The following is a 25,387-nucleotide window of genomic DNA, read 5'->3' on the forward strand; positions in this document are numbered from 1 at the left end:
AAACAGGACAAGACCGAGATGACGACAGGCGAGCAGCGCAAACCCAAGGTGGATTCCACCCTGTCCAAGGGGCTGTCGATCCTTGAAACCCTTTCGGCGTCGCCTGAGGGCAAGGGGGTGACCGACCTGTCGCGAGAGCTTGGGCTGACCAAGTCGAACACCTTTCGGCTTTTGCAGACGCTGACCACGCTGGGCTATGTCCAGCACCTGCCGGACAAGACCTATTCCGCGACGCTCAAGGCCTGGCGGGTGGGGCGTGCGCGGGTCGAGAACCTGAAGCTGCGCGATATCGCGGCGTCCGAATTGGCCTTTCTGTCCCGGGAAACCGGTGAAACGGTCTATCTCGCGGTGCGCGAAAACCTGTCGGTCGTCTATATTGACAAGGTCGACAGCCAAAAGCCGATCCGGTCGTGGAATGCCATCGGCGGCACGGCACCGCTGTATTGCGTGGGGACGGGCAAGGCCATGCTGGCGGCGGATTTCGATACGCTGCGCGATCAGATCGGCACCGGGATGATCGCCTATACCGACCGCACGATTACCGACCTTGCGGCGCTGGAGCAGGATGTTCAGGCAACGCTTCGGCGTGGCTATGCCCTGGACACGGGGGAATTCCGCGACCGTATCCTGAGCTTTGGGGCTGCCATCACCTTGCCGGGGGGCGAACCGGTGGGCGCCTTGGGGATCTCGCTGCCGGACATCAACCTGCCCGAGGACGGGCAAGAGCGTTTTGGTGCCCTCGTGGTCCATGCGGCGCGCAGTGTCTCGGAGAAACTGCGCGCCATGTAGCGTCAGGATTTGGCGTCGGGGAAGGCGACGGGGCCGCCCTGTTTCTCCCAGGTTGAAAAGCCCTCGCGCAGGTGTGATGCCTTGAACCCCATGTCCTGAAGCGTTGCCGTGGTCAGCGCCGAGCGCCAGCCCGAGGCGCAGTGAAAGACAAAGGTCTTGTCCTGCTGGCCAAAGATGTCCTTGAAATACGGGCTTTCGGGGTCGACCCAGAATTCGATCATGCCGCGCGGGGCGTGAAAGCTGCCGGGGATGAAACCGCTGCGCTGGCGTTCGCGCACATCCCGAATGTCGACCACCACCAGGTTCGGATCATCGAGCATGGCGATGAGGTCCTTGGTTTCGATCTCGTCTATCCGCGCGCGGGCGTCGGCCACCATCTGTGCCGAAGAGGTCTTGAGCTGTGCCATTCTGTTTCCTGTGCTGGTATACGGAACAAAGTTTTCAAATGTTGACACGGCGAGAATCGCCATGCAACCTTTCGCCCGGAGATGACAGCCGTCTCATCGCAGGAGAATCAAGCCATGACCGCGCAGGACGCCATTTCGCTCTGGGATGTCTCGGCGCAGGAGCCGGACTATCGCGCATCTCTGGGTGGCGACAGCACGGTGGACGTGGCCATCGTGGGCGGCGGGTTCACCGGATTGTCGACCGCGCTGCACAGCGCCGAAAGGGGCCTGTCGGCGCATGTGATCGAAGCCCAACAGATCGGTTATGGCGGGTCGGGCCGCAATGTCGGGCTGGTCAACGCGGCGGCCTGGCTGCCACCGCGCAAGGTGCGCGAAATGCTGGGCGAGACCTATGGTCCGCGTTTTATCAAACAGTTCAGCAAGGGGCCGGAAACCGTCTTTTCGCTGATCGAAAAGCACCAGATCCGCTGTGAAGTGACCCGCACCGGCACGATTCATGCAGCCCACGGCCCCGGCGGTTTCGCGGATCTTCAGGATCGTCACAAGGAATGGCAGCGGCTGGGCGAGCCGGTCGATCTGCTGGGCCCCGGCGAGGTGTCAGAGATGATCGGCACCGGTCATTTCCACGGCGGGCTGCTCGACCATCGCTGTGGCACCATCAATCCGATGGGCTATTGCCGCGGTCTGGCCCGTGCCGCGCTCGGGGCCGGAGCAAAGATCAGCACCGGGGTGCGGGCCACCAGGCTGCGCCGCGACGGCGCGCTGTGGAAGGTCGAGACGACCGGCGGCGTGGTGAGCGCCAAGGCGGTGGTGCTGGGAACCAACGCCTATACCGACGACCTGTGGCCCGGCTTGAAGCGCATTTTTACCATAATCAACTATTTCCAGCTGGCCACCCGGCCGCTCGGTCCCGAAGCCGGTCACATCCTGCCGGGGCGGCAGGGGGTCTGGGACACCGGCCAGATCATGTTCAGCGTGCGCCGGGATGCGCATGATCGCCTGTTGATCGGGTCCATGGGCAAGGTCATGGGCGGCAAGGATGGCGGCCTGTCGCATCGCTGGGCGAAAAAACGGATCGCCCGCCTGTTTCCCGGCCTCGGGCCGGTTGAATTCGACGAGGCCTGGCATGGCCAGATTGCGATGACGCCCGACCACCTGCCCCGCATTCATCAGCTTGCGCCCAATCTCTATACCCCCATCGGATATAATGGCCGGGGTATCACCACCGGCACCATTTTCGGGCAGACCATGGCAGAGCTGTTGACCGGCATGGACCCCGCCGGGCTGCCGTTGCCGATGAGCGAGATGTCGACGGTGCCCACCGCGCCGTTGCAATCGCGCCTGTATCAATCCGCCTTTACCGCCAACCAGATAATCAAGGCCATCTGATCCATGACCCAATCCATGATCCGCGTCGGTGTCGATATCGGCGGCACCTTTACCGATGCCGCGCTGGCCCATTCCGGCGGGTTGGCCACCAGCAAGGTTCTGACCGATTACGCCCGGCCGGAACAGGCGATCCTGGACGGGATCGAGATCGCCGCCGCCAAGGCCGGGGTGCCGCTCGCCGAGATCGGACAGGTGATCCATGGCACCACGCTGGTCACCAACGCCCTGATCGAGCGGCGCGGGGCCAAGCTGGCCTTTATCACCACCCAGGGGTTCCGCGATGTCATCGAGATGCGCTCGGAAAACCGGTTCGAGCAATATGACCTGAACCTCGCCCTGCCCAAACCGCTGGTGCCGCGCCAGGATCGCTTTACCTTGCCGGAACGCATCGGGCCGTCGGGCGAGGTGCTGTTGCCGCTGGAGCAGGCCGAGGTCGCCGCGATGGTGCGGCAGGTTCTGGATGGCGGCTATGAGGCGGTGGCCATCGGGCTGATCCATGCCTATGCCAATGACGCCCATGAACGCCAGATGGCCGAGGCGCTGCGCCGGGCCGCGCCGGATCTGTCGATCTCGCTGTCCTCGGTGATTTCGCCGCAGATGCGCGAATTGCCCCGGTTCAACACGGTGATCGCCAATGCCTATGTCCAGCCGCAGGTGGCCGATTACCTTGGCCGGCTGGTGCGGCGGCTGGGCGAGGCGGGGGTGACGGCACCGGTCTTCATGCTGCATTCCGGCGGCGGGCTGATCTCGGTCGAAACCGCGGCGGAGCAACCGGTGCGCCTGCTGGAATCCGGCCCCGCGGGGGGCGCGATCTTTGCCGCCGATTATGCCCGCGGGCACGGGCTTGACTCGGTACTGTCCTTTGACATGGGAGGCACCACCGCCAAGATTTGCCTGATCGAGGACGGAACCCCGAAAACCGCGAACACGTTCGAGGTTGCCCGCACCTATCGTTTCAAGAAAGGCTCGGGCATGACGGTTTCGACCCCGGTGGTCGAGATGGTCGAGATCGGAGCCGGGGGCGGGTCGATCGCCTCGATCGATACGCTGGGCCGTATCCAGGTCGGGCCGCGTTCCGCCGCATCCGAGCCCGGGCCTGCCTGCTATGGGCGCGGCGGCAACGAGCCGACCGTGACCGATGCAAACCTGTTGCTGGGCCGGCTGGACCCGGAGAATTTCGCGGGCGGGGCGATCCCGCTCTCGGTCGCCGCTTCGCAAACCGCCCTCACCGACACGCTGGCCCAGAAGCTCGGCATGTCGGCCCCGGATGCCGCCTTTGGTGTCACCGAGATGGTGGATGAGAACATGGCTAATGCCGCCCGTGTACACACGGTCGAGAATGGCCGCGACATCGAACATTTCACCATGATCGGCTTTGGCGGCGGCGCGCCCTTGCATGCGTGCCGTTTGTGCGAAAAGCTGGGCATTCGCGAGCTGATCATCCCGCCGGGCGCAGGGGTTGGCTCGGCCATCGGATTTCTCAGGGCACCGTTCAGCTATGAGGCGACGCGCGGACTTTTCCAGCGGCTCGACGGGTTTGACGCGGCCAGCGTCAACCTGGCATTGGCCGAGCTCGAGGAGGAGGCCACCGCCTTTGTCGAGCAGGGGGCCAAGGGGGCCGAGACCACGACCCGTCTGACCGCGTTCATGCGCTATGCCGGGCAGGGGTGGGAAATCCCGGTGGTGCTGCCTTACAAGCCCTTTGCGGATGGCGACCGGGCGGCGATCCTGACGGCGTTCGAAACCGCCTATCGCAGCCTGTTCGGACGGGTGATCGAGGGGCTGGGCATTGAAATCACCAACTGGTCGCTGGTCGTGGCCTCGCGCCTGCCCGATACGCCGGAAGTGTGCCGCCATGACACCGGCGCGGCGGTTGCCGCCCTGCGCACCCGCGAATTCTATGACGCCGCGCTGCGCCAGACGGTCGAGGCACAGGAGGTGGACCGCGCCAGCATGACACCGGGCCATGCGGTCGACGGACCCGCCATCATCGTCGAGAACGAGACCACGACCATCGTCACCTCGGCCTATCGCTGTGTCGGGCAAGGCGATGGCAGCCTGCGCCTGATCCGCAAGGGAGACCAGCCATGACCCCCACCGCCATCGATTATCAGATCATGTGGAACCGCCTGATCGCGGTGGTCGAGGAACAGGCCACGACCCTGATCCGCACCGCGTTTTCCACCTCGGTTCGCGAGGCGGGCGACCTGTCTGCGGGGCTGTTTGACCGACAGGGCCGGATGATGGCGCAAGCGGTGACCGGCACGCCGGGGCATGTGAATGCCATGGCCGAAAGCGTTACCCATTTCGTGCGCGAAATCGGGCCGCAGAACATATTCCAGGGTGATGTTTTCATCACCAACGATCCCTGGATGGGCACCGGGCATCTGCATGACATCACGGTTGTTTCGCCGTCCTTTCGCGATGGCCGGCATATCGGTTTCTTTGCCTGCACGGCGCATGTGGTCGATATTGGCGGGCGCGGTTTTGGCCCCGATGGCAACGAGGTTTTCGAAGAAGGCCTGTTGATCCCGATCATGAAACTCGCCGAGCGGGGCGCGGTTGCCCGCGACCTGATCCGGCTGGTGCGCGCCAATGTGCGCGAACCCGACCAGGTGGTGGGCGACATGTATTCGCTGGCCGCCTGCAACGAGGCCGGGGACCGCCGGCTTCAGGCGATGATGGGGGAATTCGGGATCGCGGATCTGGACGGTCTGGCCGATTTCATCATCGACGCCAGCCGCAAGGCCACCCGCGCCGCCATTGCCAAGGTGCCGGATGGCAGTTTCAGCCACCAGATGCAGGTCGATGGCTATGACGCGCCGGTGCAGATGGTGGTGCGGCTGGATGTCGACGGCGACAGGTTGCGCGCCGATTTCGCGGGCACCTCGGGAATGAGCCGTTTCGGCGTGAACTGTCCCGAGGTCTATACCCGCGCCTATGCCTGTTACGGCCTCAAATGCGCGATCGCGCCGCAGGTGCCCAACAATACCGGCTCGCTCGAACCGTTTGAGATCACCGCACCCGAGGGCTGTATCCTGGCCGCCAAACGTCCGGCCCCGGTGTCGGTGCGCCATGTGCTCGGCCATCTGGTGCCCGACGTGGTGCTGGGCGCGTTGCACAAGGCGTTGCCCGCGACGGTGCCCGCCGAGGGGGCAAGCGCGCTGTGGAACATCCAGATTTCCGCCCGACCCCGCGATCCGGACAGCGGCTTGCCCAGCCGCGAGGTATTGATGTTCAATTCCGGCGGCACCGGCGCGCGCCCCGCGCTGGACGGTTTGTCGGCCACCGCCTTTCCCTCGGGGGTTTCGACGATGAGCGTCGAAGCCACCGAACATGTCGGCCCGATCACCGTCTGGCGCAAGGATCTGCGCGAAGGGTCGGGCGGTGCGGGGGCATGGCGCGGCGGGCTGGGACAGGTGATCGAGATCGAACCGCGCGCGGGGTATGATTTCTATTTCAACGCGATGTTCGACCGGGTCGACAACGCGGCGCGCGGGCGCGATGGTGGTGGTGCCGGGGCACCGGGTCGGGTCGAACTGGCCGATGGCACAGCCCTGCGCAGCAAGGGCCGCCAGCTCGTGCGCAACGGTCAGCGCCTGCGGCTGAGCTTGCCCGGCGGCGGTGGCTATGGCGCGCCGTCGGATCGCGATGCCGAGCGGGTGGCAGAAGATTTGCGCGCCGGTTTCATCTCCGCCGCGCAGGCCGAGCAGGACTATGGATACAAAGGATAGAGCCATGACACGCAAACCTCTCGCACTGATCACCGGCGCGGCGCAGGGCATCGGCTATGCCTGTGCCGAAGCGCTCATCCAGGACGGGTTCGACGTCATCCTGGCCGATATCAATGGCGACGGTGTGGCCCGCGCGGGCGAAACGCTGGGAGCGCTGGCGGCAATCACCTGTGACATGGGCGATGTCAGCCAGATCGAAGCCCTGTTCGCGCGCATCGCCGCAGATCACGGGCCGCTGCATGCGCTTGTCAACAACGCCGGCGTGGCGATGCCCGGCGATTTTCTGGACTATGATCTCGCCAGCTGGGAGCGGGTGATCGACATCAACCTGCGCGGCGTCTTTCTGGCCACCCAGATGGCGGCGCGCGCGATGGTGGAACACAAGATCGCAGGGGCCATTGTCAACATGTCGTCGATCAACGCCCAGGTGGCGATCCCGGCGATCCCGGCCTATTGCGCTTCCAAAGGCGGGGTGATGCAGCTGACCAAGACGGCGGCGCTGGCGTTGGCCAAGCACAATATCCGGGTCAATGCGGTGGGTCCGGGATCGATCGATACCGAGATGATGGCCGGGGTCAACGCCAACCCCGACGCCTTCAGGGTCGCGATGTCGCGCACCCCTCTGGGCCGCGCCGGGACCGCGCGAGAAATCGGCGACGTGGTGGCGTTTCTCTGCTCGGACAAGGCCAGCTATGTCACCGGCGAAACCATCTATGTCGATGGCGGTCGCCTTGGCCTGAACTATACCTGCTAGCGCCTGTCGCCTGACCGTGCCGGATGATTGCGTGCCGCAGATCGGGTAGCACCTAGACCGGGAACCGGGGAGAGGGCATCGCGGTCTCGATCTGTGCCAGTTCGACACCCGGTTGCCCGCGGAACAGCGAGCGATTGCAGGCCAGTGCCGGTATGGCATGGGCCATCTTGTGGGCATGGGCCGCCCATTCCCCGGACCCGCTCCAGCGGGCATAGGCGGCAAGCGCGATGGCCCGTCCGGCACGGCCACAGCACAGGTTGCCCGTCTCGTCCGGATGCCCCAGCGAATAGAGCGCGGCGGCCTCGGCCAATGATGCATGGCCCCCGTCGGGAAAGGCATCGGCGGCGTCCATCCAAAGCAACAGGAAGCCCGCGCTGCCATTGCACCAGCCCGGCGCAAGATCGGTGGTGACCGGGTGGTGCCCGTCGGCATTGACGGTGCCGGGCCAGGCGAGGCCCGAGGCGACGGGCAGGGCGTGCTGTTTCAGGGTCGTCAAGGCCCGGGCGATCACCGTGGCCGGGGTCTGGCCCAGAACCCTCGTGGCGCGCAGGGCGGCATAGGTCTGACCGCACAGCCCATGCGCCATGCCCAGATGTGTCGCCGCGCCGCTTTCGAGCCCGTCCAGCGCCGCCTCCAGCCGGTCAAGCTGCCGCGCCAGCAGGGCAGCGAGAGGGCCGGCAAGGTCTTGGATACGTGCATCTGCGGGGGCGTAATCGGCATGGAACCGGGCGAGATGGGCAAGATCGGCCGCCGATCCATCGAACAGTTCGGCGGCGGCGCGCGGGGTCCGGGCGAGGCGGGCAAGCGCGGACAGCCGGTCGCGGGCGGTGTCAAACCTTGTGCTGGCATAGGCAAGGCGCGCACACAGCACCGTCCGGGCCATCGGTGCATATACCGGGCTGGCGGTGTCGGGGCCGGGTCGCGTGCGGCCTTGTGCGGCGCGCAGACAGGCCCCCGCCAGGGCCAGGCAGGCCGGGTCGTCCGTCAATTCGGCGCGGCGCTGCAACAGAATGGCCCGATCGACAGAAGCGCCTTCACGTGGGGTGGCAAGCGACGGGGCCGCAGCCGGCAATGGCGAGGCGGCGCGTTTCAGCCGGGATTTGAGCTGGCGCAGATCGGTCTGGCGCCTGTCGATGGGCAGAACCGATCCTTGCAGCGCCGCGTCCACATCGGGCAGCCCGGTTTGGATGACAGGGGTGTTGCCCGCGATCTCTGCCAGCGCCGCGTCGCGCAGGGCGGGCAGATTGCGCATCGATTGCCCGGCCAGCGCCTCGGCCAATACCAAGGCCAGCGAACAGACCTCGCCCGCGGCGGTCAGTGGCGGCAGGTTGCCAAGGCGCAGCATGTCTGCGGCTTCGGGTTCGAGGTAGTCCAGTTCAAAACCCAGCCGGATCGCCGTGGGACCGGCCCGCTGCGACAGGCCGAAATCGACCAGGTGAACCCGCCCGTCCCCATCGACAAGAATATTCGAGGGCCGGATATCGCCATGCAGGAGGCCCGCCGCGTGCAACCGGGCATAGGCGTCGACGACGTTGGCGGCCAGCTGTGCCCGCTCTTTGGCTGTCAAACAGCAAGTGCGCGCATATCGGTCCAGCGGCAGGGCGTCGATCCACTGTGTGACCAGGATCGGCGCGCCAAGGTGCCGGACGACATCCAGAACGCGTGGGGCAATGTCACCCGACAGCGATCGGGCGATCTCGATCTCGCGGGCAAAGCCGTTGGCCGCCGCATCGCCGCAGGTGTTGCCCGGCGTCTTGAGAGCGACCGTCGCGCCGTTTTCATCGGTGGCCAGTGCAACCTCGGTATCCTGGGTCTGCCGCAAGATCCTGTGGACCAGATAGCCGGCAATGCCAGTGCCTTCGTGGAACCGGCGGGTCGGGGCGGGCGTCGCACCGTGTGTTTCAAGGATGCCGCATTGGCGCAGCGCTGCGATGACGGGGGCGGCCTGCTGCAACAGCGCAAAGGGGTCCGCATCGAGTTGTGACACCAGCGATGCGACCGCCTGCGGCAGGCGCCGGGGCTGGCGGAATTCCTGTAACAGGGCCGCAAGCTGTGCATTCACCAGCTTGGGATGGGTCCGGTGATCGGGGCGGTCGACAATCATGTCACCGACCTCTGCACCGGGAAGATCCGCGGCATCCTGCAAGGTCGCGTGCGCCGCCAGCACCAGTTCGGGTGAACCGTCATTGGGTTGCATGGTCGCTCCTTTGCCAGGTGGCGGGATCGACGCCGGCACCCCGCAGTGCAGATTGCACCGCCGCGAGATCCGGATGGTCGCGCCGGGTGACCTGCGTGGCGATGAGGCGCAACAGCCATGATCGCCAACTTTGTCCGGGCAGGTCCACGGGGTCGGTGGCCGTGGTGATCAGGCCCGCCGGATCGGCCCGCGTGGTGAATGGCACCGGGTTGGCCACAAGCCCGGCCAGCCCGGGAATGGTGTCCGCGATCCAGCTTGCGCGATCGGAAGGGGCATGGAAATAGACCATGATCTTGTCGGACCTCAGCGCCATCCAGCGTTGCGCCACGGTTTTGAACGCGGCAATTCGCGGATCGTCCAGAAATCGACCCGCGCGCAGTTCCAGCCGGGCCAGATCGACAAAACGCGGGTTCAGGTAGGCTTTGCAGACCGGCGGGATTTCGGCGGTGGGATCGCGGCTCCAGACGTGCCAGTTGCCGCAGGGGGCATGGTGGAACCGATGCGTCAGCCGCGCCCGCGTTGCCAGCGTCAGCACCGCCGAGCCCGCATCCGCCGCCCGCCCGCGTGCGGGAGTCAGTGGCTCGACCCCGTAATCGTACAGCCAGCGGAAACAATCCTCGGCGGTGTCGAAATTCATCGTCAGGGCCAGCGCAATCGCGGACAGGCCCGGATCGGTGCAATGATCCCCGCATGTCATGCGGGGATCAGGTGGTATGGCGGCGTGCATTGCCATGCGCATCAGCCGTCGAGCTTGTCGATCAGCTTCAGGGCGTCTTCCAGTTCGTTCCGCATGATCGCCAGGTCGACATTGGTGATCGTCTCGGCCATGCTTGCCCATGGGGAAATGCGCTGGTTCTGCGCGCAAGTGGGCATGTCCGCGGTGCACAAGGCGGTGCCAACGAACTTGCTGCCCACCACCGCGCGCCCGATTTCGGCGGCCGTGCGTTCCAGCGTTTCCGGCTCGATGTCTTCCACCCGGTTGCGGAACCCGTCGAGATAATTGAGCTGGGATTTGTACTTCAGGACCATCACCACCGGCGTGATCGGGGTAAAGTCGTCCGGATCCTGGTCCGGACCCAGCAGGCCGACGCTGCCGATCCCGCCCGCCGCACGCACGGTGACGCTTTTGGTGGCGAGATCTCTCAGTCTGAATACTGTTTTCATGTCATGTTTCCTTTAATAATTTTCCTAAAATCAACGCCAAACGGCGCAGCTACGAGTCTCGCGCGCCCGGGCAATACACGCAATGCGGGTAATCCATACCGACGATTGCCACATCACGGGGCGTTGATCGGCTGGCCTTTCCGGGACCGGCGGGTTTAAGTTGCGGGCGCGGCCCCCGGACATGTCTGATCCGTGCGGTCTGTCGGTGGGCATGGGCAACACGCACGGGGGATCGGTGACATGAAAGACTGGGGCGCGGCGGCAACGGCGCTTTATGATGGCGGGTTGCGCCGGATGTTCATTGACGGAACGTGGTGCGAGGCGCGCTCGGGCGAGGTGATCGAGGCGCGCAACCCCGCGAACGGATCGCTGCTGGCGACGGTGCCCAAGGGAGGCGCGGCCGATATCGATGCCGCCGTGGCCGCCGCGCGCAGGGCTTTTGATGGCCCCTGGTCGAAATGGACACCATTTGAACGGCAGGCCCTGCTGTTGCGTATCGCCGAGCGGTTCGAGGCCGGGTGGGACGACCTCTGCCTGTCCGATACGCTTGACATGGGCATGCCGATCCAGCGCACCCTGGCCAACAGCCGCCGGGTGCTGGGCATGTTGCGCTTCTATGCCGGTCAGGCGGTCGCGATCCACGGTGCCACGATCCCCAATTCGTTTCCCGGCGAAATCTATTCCCAGACCGTGCGCGAACCGATTGGCGTTGTTGGCGCGATCATTCCGTGGAACGCGCCGATTGCCGGGTCGATCTGGAAAATCGCGCCGGCCATCGCAACCGGCTGCACCGTGGTTCTGAAGCCGTCCGAAGAGGCATCGCTGACCGTGCTGATGATCGCCCGCATCATGCAAGAGGCGGGGTTGCCCGATGGTGTTCTGAACATCGTCACCGGGCTAGGCAGCGATGCCGGCGCGGCGCTGGCCGAACATCCGGGCGTGGACAAGATCGTGTTCACCGGCTCGACCGCGACGGGCCAGTCGATTGCGCGCGCGGCGGCGGGCAACCTCAAGCGGGTCTCGCTGGAACTGGGCGGGAAATCCCCGGTGGTGGTCTGTCGCGATGCCGATATCGACAAGGCCGTGCCGGTGGCCGCGATGGCGGTATTTGCCAATTCGGGGCAGATCTGTATCGCCGGGTCCCGCCTGTTCGTGGCCCGAGAGATCCATGACGAATTCGTCCGCCGGGTGGCCGATTATGCCGCCGCGCTGAAAATCGGGCAGGGCATTGACGATGACACGGATATCGGCCCGATCATCACCGCGCGGCAGGCCGAGCGCATTGCCGGATATCTCGAAGCCGGACCCCAAGAGGGGGCCCGGGTCGTGACGGGCGGCACCCGCGCCGAGGGGCCGGGGCTTGAGGGCGGACATTTCTTTCACCCCACGGTGCTGGGCGGGGTGACCGATCAGATGCGGGTTGCGCGGGAAGAGATTTTCGGCCCGGTGATCTCGGCCCTGCCCTTTGACACGATCGACGAGGTTGTCGAACGCGCCAATGCCACGCCCTACGGGCTGGCCGCCGGGGTGTTTTCCACCCATCTTGGCACCGCGCATAAACTGGCGCACCGCCTCAGGGCGGGGTCGGTCTGGGTCAACATGTATCATGCCATCGATCCGGCCGTGCCCTTTGGCGGCGTCAAGATGTCCGGCTATGGCCGCGAAGGCGGGACCGAGCATATGGAAGAGTATCTCGACACCAAGGCGATCTGGATGAACACCGACTGAGGCCCGCCCGGAGCGCAGCATTCGCCAAGACAGAGGGAGTATTGAAATGCAAGTCGGCATCATCGGCGTTGGCCTCATGGGGCACGGTATCGCCCGCAACATCCTGTTGCGGGGCGGTTTTACGCTGAGCTTTCTCGATCATCCGGGCAACCAGCCGACCGACGATCTCGTCGGGTTGGGGGCCAGGGCCTGCGCCACGCCCGCCGAGATCGCCGGGGCAGCCGAGGTTGCGATCCTCTGTGTCACCGGGTCGGCACAGGTCGAGGCGATCATCACGGGTGAGAGCGGCTTGGCATCGGCGCTTGGCCCCGGCACGGTGGTGGTGGATTGCTCGACCGCGCTGCCCGACTCGACCTTGCGCATGGCCAAGGTGGTTCGGCGGGCGGGGGGCGACTACATCGACGCGCCGATGACGCGTACCGCCAGACACGCGCATGAGGGCACGCTGAACCTGTTGGCCGGTGGCGCGGCCGAGGTGCTGGACAGGGTACGCCCGGTGCTCGCAGCCTTTACCGAGAATATCGATCATGTCGGCCCGCTTGGGCAGGGGCACCGTCTCAAGCTGTTGCACAATTACGTTTCGGTCGGCTTCATGACGCTGCTTGCCGAAGCCGCCGCGCAGGCCGCCGATTCCGGAGTGGACCCGCAGGTTTTTGTTGATGTGCTGGCCAATGGCGGCGGTGCCAGCGCGGCACTTGACCGGCTGGCCCCCTATATCACCGAGCAGAACCGCGACAGCCTGCCGTTTTCGGTGTCCAACGCGCTCAAGGATATCGACTATTACCGTGACATGTCAAAGGCCTCCGGTGCGGCAACCACCGTTGCCGACGGGGTTTCGGAAGCCTTGGCCGCGCCGGTCAGTGGCGATGACGGCGACGCCTATGTCCCCGAACTGGTGCGCCTGTTCAGACGGTCACCAGACAGCTGAACACGCGCGCCCTGCGTTCCGGTGGCACTAGCCGAACATGTCCGACGTGATGCCCGCGTACCAACCCAGCGATTCTTCGTAGGTCGCCTTTCGCAATTGCGCATCTTCGCCGGTCTGGCTGATGAAGCCGTCGACCCTGGCGATTTTCTCGGGCGTCGCCTCGTAGGTGGCACCGACCTTGACCCCATCATTTGTGTCGATCAGCGACCAGCAGGTATTCGAATACCTAGCCGGAAACACCTTGGACCCGGTCAGCGCACCGCGCACCGCATTCGCACAGACCTTGGCCTGGCTGTTGGCCGAGAAGCCGGATTTCGGCATGTCGCCCTGCTGGCTGGCATCGCCCAGGACGTGGATATCGGGATCGGCCTTGGCGGACATGTCCGCGGCGTTCACCGGGGCCCAGTTGCCTTCGGTCAGACCGGCACGTTCCGCGATATGGCCGGCCTTCATGGCGGGGATCACGTTGCAGACATCAACCGCGATTTCTTCGCCATCGATGGTCAGGGTCATCGCGTCCGGGTCGACCGAGACATTGCCGCCGCCGAAATCCTCGCCGATCCAGTCGATCATGCCCGGGTAATGGTCGCCCCAGCCTTCCTGAAACAAGGCCATCTTCGAAAATTTCGGCTTGGGATCGGCGATGATGATCTTGGCCGTGGGGTTGTTTGCCCGGAGCACATGCGCCACCATCGACACCCGTTCATAGGGGCCGGGAGGGCAACGATAGGGGTTCGGCGGTGCCACCATCGCAAAGGTCCCGCCCGGGGGCATCGCCATGACCTGTGCCCGGAGAAGCTCGGTCTGGGAACCGGCCTTGTAGGCATGTGGCATCCTGTTCTGCGTGGTGATGTCCCAGCCGTCAACGGCCCCGTCGACGAAATCGATACCCGGGCTCAGGATCAGCTTGTCATATGACACCGACCCGCCCCCCGCCAGCGATACGGTTCGGGCATCGCGATCGACCCCGGTGGCCCAGTCATGCACCACGTTGATGCCATAGGCCGCCGCCAGCGTGCCATAGCTGTGCGCGAGGTCCGACAACTCCTGAAACCCGCCCAGGTACAGGTTCGAGAAAAAGCAGGAGTAATAGCTGCGCGACGGTTCGATCAGGATCACGTCGATCTCGCCAGCGCTGTCCTTGGCGATATAGCGCGCGGCAGTTGCGCCGGCCGCGCCGCCGCCGACAACAACGACGCGGGGCTTGCCCTGCGCCAGCACCATCGGTGCCGCCAACCCCGCCGCCGCCCCGGTTCCGAGAAATGTTCGTCTGCTGAGTGTCATCGCGGTTCCTCCCCTTATTGCTCCGTCACTCTGGATTGTTGAAATATGCGGCCAGGGCCGCGATCTCTTCGTCGCTCAGCCGGCCGGCAATCATCTGCATCACCGGATGTGGCCGGTCCTTGTTCTTGTAGGCCCGCATCGTCACGACGAAATCCGCCACCGGCCAATGGGTTATCGAAGGAATGCCGTCATCAGTGCCGCCGATCTGGTGGCAGGTCGTGCATTCGCCGCTGAGATAGGCCCCGAATTCCGGGTCTCCCCGGATCATTTCCGCTTGCCCTGGATCGGTCTGGTTCTCCGCTTCTGCAACGCGCCCATGCACCGCCAGCACCAGGGTCGCAACACCCAGAAGCGACAGGACAACAGGTCGAGCAGATTGCGGCATTCTCGGCGGTCCCCTCATACGCGCATGCACCGGATCCGGCCAAACATGATCCGGCTCAGGTCAAAGGCAAAGCGCCACCGCAATATAATCCGGGTCATGGGCCCGCGATGTGCGCCTTGCCGGTCAGTCTCGCCCCTTTCCGGCGACCCGCGCCGGCCTTCCCTTGCGGTCAGGCGATCTCGATCGATTTTCGCGCGTCGTAGACCGAGCCATCATCATCATACCAGGTAAAGACAAATTCACCGGCCTCGGGCACGGTTGCCTCGAACTTGAAATACGGGTTTGTCGAAACCGCCGGCTCGATCGCCACATCAATGACCAGCGCACCGTTGAAGGTGCAGGTAAAGCGGTTGATGATCGAACGTGGTATGACTTTGCCGCTCTTGTCCTTGCGCTGGCCGCTTTCCATCTGATGGCTGATCAGCGTCTTGATGGTGATCGTGTCGCCCACCGCGGCGGTCTTTGGAACCTTGATGCGGGGTTTTGCGCCGCCTGCCATTGATTGATCTCCTGCTGTTCAGGGCGTGCGGCGATCAGGCACCGCAGCCGCCGATTGTCACCTCGATTGTCGCGGATGCGCTGGCAAAACCGCCATCCGCCATTCTGGCCACGGCGATGACTTCCTGGGTTCGGGCCAGGCGGATGCGGGTCGAAACGGACGGCGTACCGGCCAGCGGGCCGAAATGGAACGTCGCGACGCCCGGTTCGGGATTGTCGGCGGCCACGATCAGAATGGCCGTCGCACCCGGCGCACTGACATCGATCGGCACGTTGTTCCCGTCTTCCTCGATGGCCGGCGCGGTCAGCGTCACACCACCCCGGGCCAGCTCCGCGCCCCCGGTAAAATCGGCAATCGCCTGTTTGGCGGCGGCATTGGTCCGAAGCGGCAGGATTGCCAGGCACGCGGCCCCGATCCCAAGCGCCAGCGACCCGCGGCGAGAGAGCTCCATTTCCAATCTCCTCCTGTGTTCCGAAACCACATGGCGGGCGCTGTTCCGGCGTCCTGCCCCCCTGCCAGGCACCCCCGGGCATGTCGCGGTTCAAAACCTTGCCCCAGCGTAGCGGACGGGCAGGGATCATCGCAACATCAATTCGTTTTTGTGATTTCTTGCGGTCGCAGAGGATTATCTGCCATTCGGATGGCGGGTCAAATGTGACGGGCGGCAAGATTTCCAGACCACAAGGCAAGTCTCTTCGGGGTGGCCTGTCCGCCACCAGCTCCCCGGAGGACCATCAGGGAACCAACCGCTTTCATTTTCTCAGAGATGAAAGCGGAGGCAATGTCTTGCGCATAAACCTCGGGGCGTCCGGGGGGCTGTCAGCCCCCCAGTGGTACCGGGGTCAAAGCCGCTCGATGGCAAGCGCGATGCCCTGACCGCCACCGATGCACATGGTGATCAACGCCTTGGACCCACCGATCCGCTCAAGCTCATAAAGCGCCTTGATGGTGATGATAGCGCCGGTTGCGCCAACCGGATGGCCCAATGCGATGGCCCCGCCATTGGGGTTCACCTTGCCGGAGTCCAGCCCCAGTTCCTTGTTGACCGCAAGCGCCTGTGCCGCAAATGCCTCGTTGCTTTCGATCACGTCGAAATCGTCAACGCTCAGCCCGGTTCGTTCGAGCAGGTTCCGCACCGCCGGCACCGGTCCGATCCCCATGACCTCGGGGCGAACGCCGGCATGGGCATAGCCGAGTATCCGCGCCTTGGGCTTGAGCCCGGCCTTCTGGGCCGCATCCGCCGTGGCTAGGACAATGGCGGCGGCACCATCGTTGATACCGCTCGCATTCCCGGCGGTGACGCTGCCATCCTTCTTGAACACCGCGCGCAACCCGGCAAGGGCCTCGATGGTGGTGGCCTTGGGATGTTCATCCACCTTGAAATCGACCATGTCACGGCGAACCTTGACCTGAACCGGAGCGATCTGGCTGTCAAACACACCATTTTCGATCGCCTTGGCGGCGCGCTGCTGACTGGCCAGTGCGAATTCATCCTGCGCCTCGCGGCTGACCTGATGTTCCGCCGCGACGTTTTCGGCGGTGACTCCCATGTGCCCGGTGCCGAACGGACAGTTCAGCGCGCCCAGCATCATGTCGAGCGTCTTGATGTCGCCCATCTTGGCGCCCCACCGCTGCTGGGGAATGATGAACGGGCTGCGCGACATGCTCTCGGCCCCTCCGGCCAGGGCAAATTCCGCGTCGCCCAGCATCAGGGATTGGACCGCGGACACGATGGCCTGCGCCCCCGACCCGCAGAGCCGGTTGACATTCATCGCCGGCGTACCCTCGGGCACCCCGGCCTGCATGGCGGCAACGCGCGACAGGTACATGTCGCGGGGCTCGGTGTTGATCACGTGGCCAAACACGACATTGCCGATCTGCGCCGCTTCGACACCTGAGCGTTCCAACGCGGCTTCGCTGGCCACCGTCGCCAGATCGATGGGCGCGGTGCTCGCCAGCGCGCCGCCGAACGTTCCGATGGCGGTGCGGGCACCGTCCAGAATCACGATGTCAGTCATGTCAGTTCCTCTCCTATGGCCTCTATCCCACCCGCGACGCGATCCGGACATGTCCTGCGCGCGGGTCCCAGGATGACAATCCGTTACATTGGTACACGCTTTGCCCCCTGCCGCAATGCGGCATCGGGTGCCGAATTTGGCCGAACCATATTGACAACAGCGTTGCGAGGCCCGAATGAATCCGTCATGACGGAAAATGTCGACGATATCCTGACCTTGCTTCCCGCGCGGCTGAAGGAAGCCCGGCGAGAGCAGGGCCTGTCGCTCGAGGCGGTGTCGAACCTTTCGGGCGTGTCCCGCTCCATGGTCAGCCAGATCGAGCGCGGCGAGAGCAGCCCGACCATCGCGACCCTGTGGAATCTGACCCGCGCGTTGCAGGTTGATTTTGCCGGACTGCTGGAAACCGATACCGCGAGCGACCGGATCGACCTGCTGCGCGCCAGCGACGTTCCCAGCATCGACAACATGGGGCAGGGGTGCCGCATCCGCATCCTGTCGCCACCGGAAGAGGCCGGTGGTCACGAGGTCTATGACATCACCTTCAAACCCGGCGGGGCCCTGCGCAGCCAGCCCCATGCGCGGGGCGCGCGCGAACAGTTGACCGTGCTGGAGGGTACGGTGCGCGTCACCTCGGGAAACGCCTCAAGCGTGCTGTACAGCGGGGATACCGGGCGCTATGCGGCGGATATCGAACATGCGATCCTTGCCGAGGGCGGCGCGGCGCGGGTGTTCCTGATCGTCAAGAGCGCCTGAAACCTTACGCGGGATTGTCTTCGCCCAGTTTCGGAGCAGGTCGGTGCAGCGCCAGATCCGCGTCCGAAAACCGGAATGGCGCGCGGATGCCCGGCACCCCGTCCAGCTCGATCTGCATTCCCCGGGCGACCACCTGTGGATCCGTCATGACCTCTTGCAGGTCGTTGATCGGGCCGGCGGGGATGCCCTGAGCTTCGCACCCGGCAAGCAAGTCGGCCTTGGTCCAACCCGCCGTTGCCCCGTTCAGGCGGGCGATCATCACCCGCCGATTGGCCAGCCGGTCCTTGTTGTGCAGAAACTCGGGTGCCTCGGCCATGTCGTCCAGACCAAGAAGGCGGCACAGGCGCTGGTATTGCCCGTCATTGCCGGTGGCTATGATGATATGGCCGTCAGCGCAATCAAACGCCTGATAGGGTGTCAGGTTGACATGGCCGTTGCCCATGCGTCGGGGCGCGGTGCCGGTTGTCAGGTAATTCAGCGCCTGGTTGGCGGTCACCGCGACCGCCACATCCAGCAGCGCCATGTCGATATGCTGGCCCCGCCCGCTGCGCGCCCGTTGATGCAGCGCCGCGAGAATGCCGGTGGTGGCATAGACGCCGGTAAAGATGTCGGTGATCGCCACCCCGGATTTCTGGGGCTGGCCATCGGGTTCGCCGGTGATCGACATCAGCCCGGACATGCCCTGGATGATGAAATCATAGCCTGCGCGATGTGCATAGGGGCCGGTCTGTCCAAAGCCGGTGACCGAGCAATAGATCAGGCGCGGGTTCAGTGCCGACAGGCTATCATAATCCAACCCGTATTTCCCGAGCCCGCCGACCTTGAAATTCTCGATGAAGATATCCGCATCCCGGATCAGCTCGCGCAGCCGTGCCTGGCCGTCCGGGGTGGAAAAGTCGATGGTGATCGACGCCTTGCCGCGATTGGTCGAATGGAAATAGGCGGCGCTTTCATCATCGCCGTGGGTCACAAAGGGCGGTCCCCAGGCGCGGGTATCGTCGCCGGCGGGCGATTCAACCTTGATGACCTCGGCACCCAGGTCCGACAGCGTCTGACCGGCCCAGGGGCCGGCCAGAATGCGGGCCAGTTCGACAACTTTCAATCCGGCCAGCGGTGCAGTCATCAGTTGCCAAGCTCGGCTTCGAACAGTTTTTCGAATTCGGCATAGCTCTGGTTCGCGACTTTTTCGCCGTTGATCACAAAGGACGGCGTGCCGGTCACCCCGTCCTCTTCCGCGTTCTGCTGGTACCAGGCAACAAGGGTCTGGGCTTTTTGGCCGTCTTGCAGGCAGGCATCCAGCTCGGCTTCGCCAATCCCGGCCAGGCGGCCGATCTTGCGGAATTCATCGACGATTTCCGGCGCACTGCCCAGCTTGGACCAGTCCGACTGGCCCTTGTAGATCAGGTCCGAGATGCCAAAGAACTTGTCGGTGCCGCCACAGCGGGCCACCATCGACGCCCACAGCCCGTATTTGTCGAAATACACCTCGCGATAGATCAGCTTGACCTTGCCGGTATCGATATAGTTTTTCTTGATCTCCTGATACGGCCCCTGGTGAAACGCGGCGCAATGGGGGCAGGTAAACGAGGCGTATTCGATCATGGTGATCGGCGCATCCACGGCACCCTGCACCATTTCCACGATGGTCGAGGTATCGACCTCGGCGGCATCCTGCGCGTTGGCGGCACCGATAAAGGTCTCGGACGTTACCGGGCCACGCTGGCCTGCGTAAAAGGCAGCCCCGACAGCCAGAACGGCCGCCGCGCCAAGGATCGCGAAATGTCGGGTCATGAGAACCTCTTCATTGATGTTTGGATTTGCTTAGAACGTTGCGGCCAAGCCGTTCAAGGGCCTGACGCAAATCGTCGTTTTCTATCGGGCTGGCTGCCTGTGAGGCGCTGGCGAGGATTTCCGGGGCCAGCGTCGTTTCGCTGGCGGCTTGGTGTTTTTCGAACTGGGCCTGGCCCTCGGCAAACCCTGTCGCGGCGGTTTGGGTGATCCGCACCCTGCTGATCGCGTTATAGCCGTACACCGCGTTCACCTTGGCTCTCAGCGACTCTTTCTGCATTTCCAGCATCGGAGCCTGCGCACCGGTGGTCAGCAGGGTCAGGGTGGCGCCGAAACCGCCACGCCCATAGGTGACATTGACCGGGCGCGCGATGCGGGCCACGTCGGGGCCGGCGATGTCGGCCCAGTGGGTCAACAGGCGCGACACCGCGAATCCCCGGCTCTCGCCGGCCTTGCGAATCCGGTCGCTGAGAACGCTGGCGGTGCGCTTGAACCCTCGGGTGGTCGATTTCCGTTGTGCCATGGCTGGTTTCCGTTTCGGTTGCGCCTATTGTAAAGCCCGCACGGGCAGGTGCCAGCGAAACCGGAGGCCAGGGGCATAAAGAATGCGTGACGAAGAGAGTATCCCGGCCAGCTCGATCGCGGCGACCCTGCTGGACTGGTACGACCGCCACGCCCGGGTTCTGCCGTGGAGAATTCCGCCCGGCGATACGCGCATGCCCGATCCCTACCGCGTGTGGCTGTCCGAAGTGATGTTGCAACAGACCACGGTTGCCGCCGTCAAAGACTATTTTCATCGCTTCACCGAACGCTGGCCCACGGTTTCCGATCTGGCTGCCGCCGAAGATGCTGCGGTGATGGGGGAATGGGCCGGCCTGGGATATTACGCGCGTGCGCGCAACCTGTTGAAATGCGCGCGTGTCGTCACGGATGATCATGGCGGACGATTCCCCGATACCCACGACGCGCTTCTGGCGCTGCCCGGCATCGGCCCCTATACCGCCGCCGCGATTTCCGCGATTGCGTTTAACCGCCCCGAAACCGTGATGGATGGCAATGTAGAGCGGGTGATGGCCCGGCTATATGACATTCACACCCCGCTGCCGGCCGCCAAACCCGAACTGCGCGCCCATGCCGCCGCGCTGACTCCTGACCGGCGACCCGGGGACTACGCGCAGGCGGTTATGGATCTGGGCGCGACAATCTGTACGCCGAAATCACCGGCCTGTGGTATTTGCCCGTTGCGCGCGCCCTGCACTGCCCGGCGCCAAGGCACCGCCGCGCTGCTGCCCCGCAAATCGCCGAAAAAGCCGAAACCGACCCGCCAGGGCATCATCTACCTGGTGCGCCGGGTCGATGGGGCATGGCTGCTGGAACGGCGGCCGGACAAGGGATTGCTCGGCGGGATGCTGGGTTGGCCCGGTTCCGAATGGGGCGAGGCTCCGACGGAAGCGCCGCCGCTGGATGCCGAGTGGACCACGCTGCCCGCTCAGGTGCGCCACACCTTCACCCATTTCCACCTGGTCCTGACGGTGCGAACGGCGGTTGTCGCCGCCGATGCGCGACCCACCACGGGCAGCTTTCTCGGCATCGACGCGTTTCGGCCTTCGGATTTGCCCACCGTGATGCGCAAGGCTTTTGACCTCTGGCGCGGCGCGTGACACAGGTAGCTGACTCCTGACAACACGGACAGGCCGATGATTTCCAACGCAACGCTCAAGACCTGGCAGACCGCGATCCCCTTCTGGATCTCGTTCCTGCTGATCCCCGTCGCCTGGATCAGCGCCGTCTGGGGCGGCTGGACCGTGCTGCTGCTGCCGCTGGCATCATGGTACGTGTTCGCCGCGCTGGATGGGTTGGTCGGGCTTGACCTTGAAAACGCCGACCCTGACACGCCGGATGCCGACCTGACCTGGTACAAGGCGCTGACGATCATCTGGGTTCCGGTACAGTTCCTGACCTTGTTCAGCCTGATCTGGTACGTGAGCGACGCCGCGCACCTGTCGGTGCTGGAAAAGCTCATGGTGTTCTTTGGCGTCGGCGTGATCACCGGCACCATCGGCATCAATTACAGCCATGAGCTGATGCATCAAAGCAGCCGGCTTGAACGGCTGCTGGCGGATATCCTGCTGGCAATGGTGCTCTATTCGCATTTCCGCTCCGAACACCTGTTGGTGCATCACCGCTATGTCGGTACCCCGCGCGATCCGGTGACGGCGCGATACAACGAAGGTTTTCATCGCTACTATCCGCGCGTGCTGCGGCAATGCCTGGCCTCGGCGTTCCGGGCCGAGCGCGACAAGCTGGCCCGCAAGAACCTGCCCTGGACCCACCGATCCAACCCGTTTTTCCGTTACTGGGCCTTGCAGGGCGGCATGTTGCTGCTGGCGGTGCTGCTGGGCGGGTGGGGCGGTGCCGGCCTGTTCCTGATGCAGGCCGGTGTCGCGATCTGGCAGCTGGAACTGGTGAATTATGTCGAGCATTACGGGCTGACCCGGAAACATCTTGGCGATGGAAAATATGAGCATGTGCAGCCCCGGCATTCCTGGAACGCGGCACAGAAGGCATCGAACCGGTTGCTGATCAACCTGCAACGCCATTCCGATCACCATTACAAGCCCGACCGCCGGTTTCCGCTGCTCCAGACCTATGGCACCTCGCAGGCGCCGCAATTGCCCCATGGCTATCCGGTCATGACCATTGCGGCGATGGTTCCCCCCCTGTGGCGGCGCGTCATGAACCCGCGTGTCAGGCGCTGGCGGCAGAGATATTACCCCGAGATCACCGACTGGCGCGCCTATAACAAGGGCACCAACCCCTTGCCACGATAGGCACCAACGGTTCCTTAACGGTTATGCGGCAGGCTTGGCGGGCATCAATATTGGGGGCAATTGACATGCAATGCCGTATTCAGACGGAGATGACTCCGTGCTGCCTTATTGTCGAGGACAGCGTTCAAGATCAGCAAATGTTGAGCAAGGCGGTTCACTATGCGCACAAGGATATCCACGTAGAGATCGCAACAACGGTGCGCCAGGCGAGGCAGGTGCTGCGGCAGTTGCCGGTATCGCTGATCCTTATGGAAAACACCCTGCCGGACGGGCGCGGCGTCGAACTGGCGCTGGAGCTGTCACAGCACGCGCGGTTCTGTTCGGTTCCCGTCATCATCGCCACCGATTGGCCGTCGCCCTTCATGTGGCACAAGGCCAGGCAGGCCGGTGTGCGCCATGTGGTCGCCAAGGGCGAGTTCGGGCCGGCGCTGATTCGTGATGTTCTGAACCTTGGCCGGGCCTACGGATAGCGCGGTCTGGCGCTTCGAAATCCCGGATGACTGAAACAATCGGCCTCAGACAGGCCGATTGAACGCGTCTTGAGGCAAATGCAGCTTTTCCGAACGGCGCGGGTCATAGCTCGCCAGCCTGCCAGAAGATTCTTCGCATGCTGGCGCCAACCGCCAAAGAGACAGGCCCCGGCGGCGACGGACAGCTTGCAGGTTTGCCCGGATCGGCATCGATTCGCATGGGGGACGTGGCCGTATGGTCACCAATTTTTGCGACGAAACCGGTAAAGTCTTACTTTTCTCTGAATATTGCGGTAATTTCTTTAGGAAATTGCCAGTGAAATTGTCAGAGACCGATGCCCACATCATATACCGACCAGTTCTGGACACTTGATCCATTCGCCCCGCCCGGCACCGGAACCCTGCTGACCGTCAGCGTTTACGAGATCATCGATCAGAATGACGATGACTTTCTGACCGGATCGGGCGGCGACAGCATCAATGGCATCGACATTACCCAGACCTATCTGGGCGATACGGTGACGGTGATTATTGGCGGTGCCCCAACCACGATCACGGGTGCGACCTTTTATCTTGCCAACGGAACCCAGGTCTTTACCCCGACCGATGGATCGATCCTGCAAGACGCGATCATCAGCACCGCCACCGGCGTGCCCAGCCAGACACCGATCCCGGTGGCGGACCTCGCACCGCCATGTTTCATGCGCGATACGATGATCGCCACGCCTGATGGCGAGCGGCGGGTTCAGGAATTGCGCGCGGGCGATACGGTGCTCGACAGCGATGGCGCACCGATGGTGCTGCGTTCGGCGATGAGCCGCAGGATCAGCGCCGACGAGCTGCGCGCCTATCCCAAGCTGCGCCCCGTGCGCATCTGTGCGGGCGCGTTGGGCAATGGGCTGCCGAACCGCGATCTGTTGGTCTCGCGGCAGCATCGCATGCTCGTATCCTCGAAAATCGTGGAGCGCATGTTCGCCGCCACCGAGGTTCTGATCCCCGCGATCAAGCTGACCGCGCTGCCGGGCATTTTTGTCGATGACAGCGTCGAAACCGTTGAATATTTCCACCTGCTCTTTGACCGGCACGAAGTGATCCTCGCCGAATCCGCCCCGACCGAGAGCCTGTATCTCGGGCGGCAGGCGCTGAAATCGGTTTCGGCAGAGGCGCGGCAAGAGATCTACGCGATCTTTCCCGACCTCAAACATGCCAAGTCCGACCCGGTTCCGGCCCGTCCGATCCCGTCGGGCAAGCGTCAGAAAAAACTGGTCGAACGGCATGCCGCCAACCAGAAGCCGCTGTTGCAGACCGAGATCGCGACCCACTGACGGGGCGCGCTATTCCGCGGCCAGGGGTATCCGGTCTTGTCCGATGGCGGTGATATCGGCGATCACCCCGCGCATCAGGGTTCTGAACGCTTCGAAATCGGCGTTCGGACAGATCTGACGCTCGTTCATGTAAAGCGCCCGGTCGATCTCGATCTGAACCGCGTGTTGCTGCCGGGACGGGCGGCCATAGGCCTGCGCAACATAGGCCCCGGCAAAGGGCGCGTTCCGCGCAACACGTAGCCCGGCAGCGGCAAAGGCGGCTTCGATCCTGTCCACGATATCACCATCCGCCGCCGCGCCGAACCGGTCGCCCAGCACGATGTCGGGCGCGCGTCCACGGCTGCGGGCGGCCCCGTCCATCGCCTCGTGTGGCATCGAATGGCAATCTACCAGAATCGCCTGGCCAAAGGTCAGATACGCGGATTCGAGCAACCGTTGGACCGCGTTGTGATAGGGCCGCCAATAGCGATCGATCCGCGAGCGGACCTCGCCCATCGTCAGCTTGCCGGCATAGATTGCCCGCCCGTTCGACACCACGCGCGGGATCACGCCCAGCCCCGAGGCCACGCGCGGATTTTGCCCCCGGCGCACCGCCCCGAGGATCAGCGCGGGATCAAGTTCATCCGGGCTGCGATTCAGGTCGACATAGGCGCGCGGCACCCCCGCAACCAGCAGTGGCGCGCCAAATTCCGGCGCAGACTCAATAAGTTCATGAACAAACGCATCCTCGGACGAACGAATCGTTACGGGGTCGAGAATGCTCTGTTCAAGGAAATCGGCCGGGTAGGTACGGGCACTGTGAGGCGACGCAAAAACGACGCTGGAGAGGCGTTGTTCCGGTTCAGTCAGGTGAAAGGGTGGGTGGTTCATTGAGTCTCCTCGTTCACTTCACCATAAACAGGAAAACTCTCTTGCCAAAAGCCCTTGATCACGCTGCCGACTCC

Annotated in this window: 26 protein-coding genes; 13 read left to right on the plus strand and 13 right to left on the minus strand. The window is 64.1% G+C overall.

Annotated features, from left to right (window positions below; genetic code table 11):
- Positions 1-18: 18 nt before the first annotated feature.
- Positions 19-789 (plus strand): IclR family transcriptional regulator, encoded by a 771-nt coding sequence (locus tag ACP15R_RS15840; RefSeq protein ID WP_424987429.1) that lies wholly within the window; start codon positions 19-21, stop codon positions 787-789.
- 2 nt (positions 790-791) lie between these two features.
- Here the strand turns inward: ACP15R_RS15840 and ACP15R_RS15845 are convergent, their stop codons facing one another.
- The gene (locus ACP15R_RS15845; protein ID WP_424987430.1) at positions 792-1,196 is read right to left on the minus strand and encodes a rhodanese-like domain-containing protein; all 405 of its coding nucleotides are present in this window, start codon (positions 1,194-1,196) and stop codon (positions 792-794) included.
- A 114-nt stretch (positions 1,197-1,310) separates the two neighbouring features.
- On the opposite strand from ACP15R_RS15845, the gene ACP15R_RS15850 reads away from it, so the two are divergent.
- From ACP15R_RS15850 to ACP15R_RS15865, 4 genes are read left to right on the plus strand one after another with little or no spacing between them, the layout of a single operon-like run.
- Positions 1,311-2,585 (plus strand): NAD(P)/FAD-dependent oxidoreductase, encoded by a 1,275-nt coding sequence (locus ACP15R_RS15850; RefSeq protein WP_424987431.1) that lies wholly within the window; start codon positions 1,311-1,313, stop codon positions 2,583-2,585.
- Between the two features lie 3 nt (positions 2,586-2,588).
- A complete protein-coding gene (locus ACP15R_RS15855; RefSeq protein ID WP_424987433.1) occupies positions 2,589-4,676 on the plus strand; it encodes a hydantoinase/oxoprolinase family protein in 2,088 nt (695 codons plus the stop codon).
- Complete coding sequence (locus tag ACP15R_RS15860) at positions 4,673-6,319, plus strand: hydantoinase B/oxoprolinase family protein (RefSeq protein WP_424987434.1); 1,647 nt, start codon at positions 4,673-4,675, stop codon at positions 6,317-6,319. Before ACP15R_RS15855 ends, ACP15R_RS15860 begins: the two co-directional genes overlap by 4 nt.
- A gap of 4 nt (positions 6,320-6,323) precedes the next feature.
- On the plus strand, positions 6,324-7,073 hold the full coding sequence (locus tag ACP15R_RS15865) for an SDR family NAD(P)-dependent oxidoreductase (protein WP_424987435.1): 750 nt from the start codon (positions 6,324-6,326) through the stop codon (positions 7,071-7,073).
- Positions 7,074-7,125: 52 nt separating this feature from the next.
- Here ACP15R_RS15865 and ACP15R_RS15870 read toward each other — a convergent pair whose 3' ends face one another.
- The 3 genes from ACP15R_RS15870 to ACP15R_RS15880 are packed head-to-tail and all read right to left on the minus strand — an operon-like array spanning position 7,126 to position 10,434.
- Positions 7,126-9,270, minus strand: coding sequence for a protein kinase domain-containing protein (locus ACP15R_RS15870; RefSeq protein ID WP_424987436.1), 2,145 nt, complete (start codon positions 9,268-9,270; stop codon positions 7,126-7,128).
- Positions 9,257-9,967, minus strand: coding sequence for a hypothetical protein (locus ACP15R_RS15875; protein WP_424987437.1), 711 nt, complete (start codon positions 9,965-9,967; stop codon positions 9,257-9,259). The genes ACP15R_RS15870 and ACP15R_RS15875 overlap by 14 nt, the downstream gene beginning before the upstream one ends.
- Positions 9,968-10,008: 41 nt before the next feature.
- Complete coding sequence (locus tag ACP15R_RS15880) at positions 10,009-10,434, minus strand: hypothetical protein (protein ID WP_424987438.1); 426 nt, start codon at positions 10,432-10,434, stop codon at positions 10,009-10,011.
- Between the two features lie 240 nt (positions 10,435-10,674).
- Between ACP15R_RS15880 and ACP15R_RS15885 the strand changes: the two genes are divergently transcribed.
- Positions 10,675-12,162 (plus strand): aldehyde dehydrogenase family protein, encoded by a 1,488-nt coding sequence (locus tag ACP15R_RS15885; RefSeq protein WP_424987439.1) that lies wholly within the window; start codon positions 10,675-10,677, stop codon positions 12,160-12,162.
- Positions 12,163-12,208: 46 nt separating this feature from the next.
- Positions 12,209-13,090, plus strand: a complete 882-nt coding sequence (locus ACP15R_RS15890; protein ID WP_424987440.1) for an NAD(P)-dependent oxidoreductase — start codon at positions 12,209-12,211, stop codon at positions 13,088-13,090.
- A gap of 27 nt (positions 13,091-13,117) precedes the next feature.
- Here the strand turns inward: ACP15R_RS15890 and ACP15R_RS15895 are convergent, their stop codons facing one another.
- The 5 genes from ACP15R_RS15895 to ACP15R_RS15915 all read right to left on the minus strand — a co-directional run bounded on the left by ACP15R_RS15895 (position 13,118) and on the right by ACP15R_RS15915 (position 17,276).
- Positions 13,118-14,374, minus strand: coding sequence for an FCSD flavin-binding domain-containing protein (locus ACP15R_RS15895; RefSeq protein ID WP_424987441.1), 1,257 nt, complete (start codon positions 14,372-14,374; stop codon positions 13,118-13,120).
- A 25-nt stretch (positions 14,375-14,399) separates the two neighbouring features.
- The gene (locus tag ACP15R_RS15900) at positions 14,400-14,759 is read right to left on the minus strand and encodes a c-type cytochrome (protein ID WP_424987442.1); all 360 of its coding nucleotides are present in this window, start codon (positions 14,757-14,759) and stop codon (positions 14,400-14,402) included.
- A 169-nt stretch (positions 14,760-14,928) separates the two neighbouring features.
- Positions 14,929-15,258 carry a thiosulfate oxidation carrier complex protein SoxZ gene (gene soxZ, locus ACP15R_RS15905; protein ID WP_424987443.1) on the minus strand — a complete coding sequence of 110 codons (330 nt, stop codon included), beginning with the start codon at positions 15,256-15,258 and terminating at the stop codon, positions 14,929-14,931.
- 34 nt (positions 15,259-15,292) lie between these two features.
- On the minus strand, positions 15,293-15,709 hold the full coding sequence (locus ACP15R_RS15910; RefSeq protein WP_424987444.1) for a thiosulfate oxidation carrier protein SoxY: 417 nt from the start codon (positions 15,707-15,709) through the stop codon (positions 15,293-15,295).
- A 391-nt stretch (positions 15,710-16,100) separates the two neighbouring features.
- The gene (locus tag ACP15R_RS15915) at positions 16,101-17,276 is read right to left on the minus strand and encodes an acetyl-CoA C-acyltransferase family protein (protein ID WP_424987445.1); all 1,176 of its coding nucleotides are present in this window, start codon (positions 17,274-17,276) and stop codon (positions 16,101-16,103) included.
- 186 nt (positions 17,277-17,462) lie between these two features.
- Here ACP15R_RS15915 and ACP15R_RS15920 point away from each other — a divergent pair, with 186 nt between their 5' ends.
- Positions 17,463-18,029 carry a helix-turn-helix domain-containing protein gene (locus ACP15R_RS15920; RefSeq protein WP_424987446.1) on the plus strand — a complete coding sequence of 189 codons (567 nt, stop codon included), beginning with the start codon at positions 17,463-17,465 and terminating at the stop codon, positions 18,027-18,029.
- A 4-nt stretch (positions 18,030-18,033) separates the two neighbouring features.
- Here ACP15R_RS15920 and ACP15R_RS15925 read toward each other — a convergent pair whose 3' ends face one another.
- Genes ACP15R_RS15925 through ACP15R_RS15935 form a run of 3 tightly spaced genes read right to left on the minus strand, consistent with a single transcriptional unit; the run spans position 18,034 to position 20,340 of the window.
- Positions 18,034-19,152 carry a CaiB/BaiF CoA transferase family protein gene (locus tag ACP15R_RS15925; protein ID WP_424987447.1) on the minus strand — a complete coding sequence of 373 codons (1,119 nt, stop codon included), beginning with the start codon at positions 19,150-19,152 and terminating at the stop codon, positions 18,034-18,036.
- On the minus strand, positions 19,152-19,820 hold the full coding sequence (locus ACP15R_RS15930; protein ID WP_424987448.1) for a DsbA family protein: 669 nt from the start codon (positions 19,818-19,820) through the stop codon (positions 19,152-19,154). The genes ACP15R_RS15925 and ACP15R_RS15930 overlap by 1 nt, the downstream gene beginning before the upstream one ends.
- A gap of 10 nt (positions 19,821-19,830) precedes the next feature.
- A complete protein-coding gene (locus ACP15R_RS15935; RefSeq protein WP_424987449.1) occupies positions 19,831-20,340 on the minus strand; it encodes a DUF721 domain-containing protein in 510 nt (169 codons plus the stop codon).
- An 82-nt stretch (positions 20,341-20,422) separates the two neighbouring features.
- Here ACP15R_RS15935 and mutY point away from each other — a divergent pair, with 82 nt between their 5' ends.
- The 5 genes from mutY to ACP15R_RS15960 all read left to right on the plus strand — a co-directional run bounded on the left by mutY (position 20,423) and on the right by ACP15R_RS15960 (position 24,443).
- A complete protein-coding gene (gene mutY, locus ACP15R_RS15940; protein WP_424987450.1) occupies positions 20,423-21,478 on the plus strand; it encodes an A/G-specific adenine glycosylase in 1,056 nt (351 codons plus the stop codon).
- 36 nt (positions 21,479-21,514) lie between these two features.
- A complete protein-coding gene (locus ACP15R_RS15945) occupies positions 21,515-22,648 on the plus strand; it encodes an alkane 1-monooxygenase (RefSeq protein ID WP_424987451.1) in 1,134 nt (377 codons plus the stop codon).
- Positions 22,649-22,737: 89 nt separating this feature from the next.
- A complete protein-coding gene (locus tag ACP15R_RS15950; RefSeq protein ID WP_424987452.1) occupies positions 22,738-23,118 on the plus strand; it encodes a response regulator in 381 nt (126 codons plus the stop codon).
- A gap of 137 nt (positions 23,119-23,255) precedes the next feature.
- A complete protein-coding gene (locus ACP15R_RS15955; RefSeq protein ID WP_424987454.1) occupies positions 23,256-23,438 on the plus strand; it encodes a hypothetical protein in 183 nt (60 codons plus the stop codon).
- Positions 23,439-23,453: 15 nt separating this feature from the next.
- Complete coding sequence (locus ACP15R_RS15960; RefSeq protein WP_424987455.1) at positions 23,454-24,443, plus strand: Hint domain-containing protein; 990 nt, start codon at positions 23,454-23,456, stop codon at positions 24,441-24,443.
- A 9-nt stretch (positions 24,444-24,452) separates the two neighbouring features.
- Here the strand turns inward: ACP15R_RS15960 and ACP15R_RS15965 are convergent, their stop codons facing one another.
- Positions 24,453-25,313 (minus strand): N-formylglutamate amidohydrolase, encoded by an 861-nt coding sequence (locus tag ACP15R_RS15965; protein WP_424987456.1) that lies wholly within the window; start codon positions 25,311-25,313, stop codon positions 24,453-24,455.
- Between the last annotated feature and the right edge of the window lie 74 nt (positions 25,314-25,387).

Source organism: Microbulbifer sp. S227A (assembly GCF_049800935.1).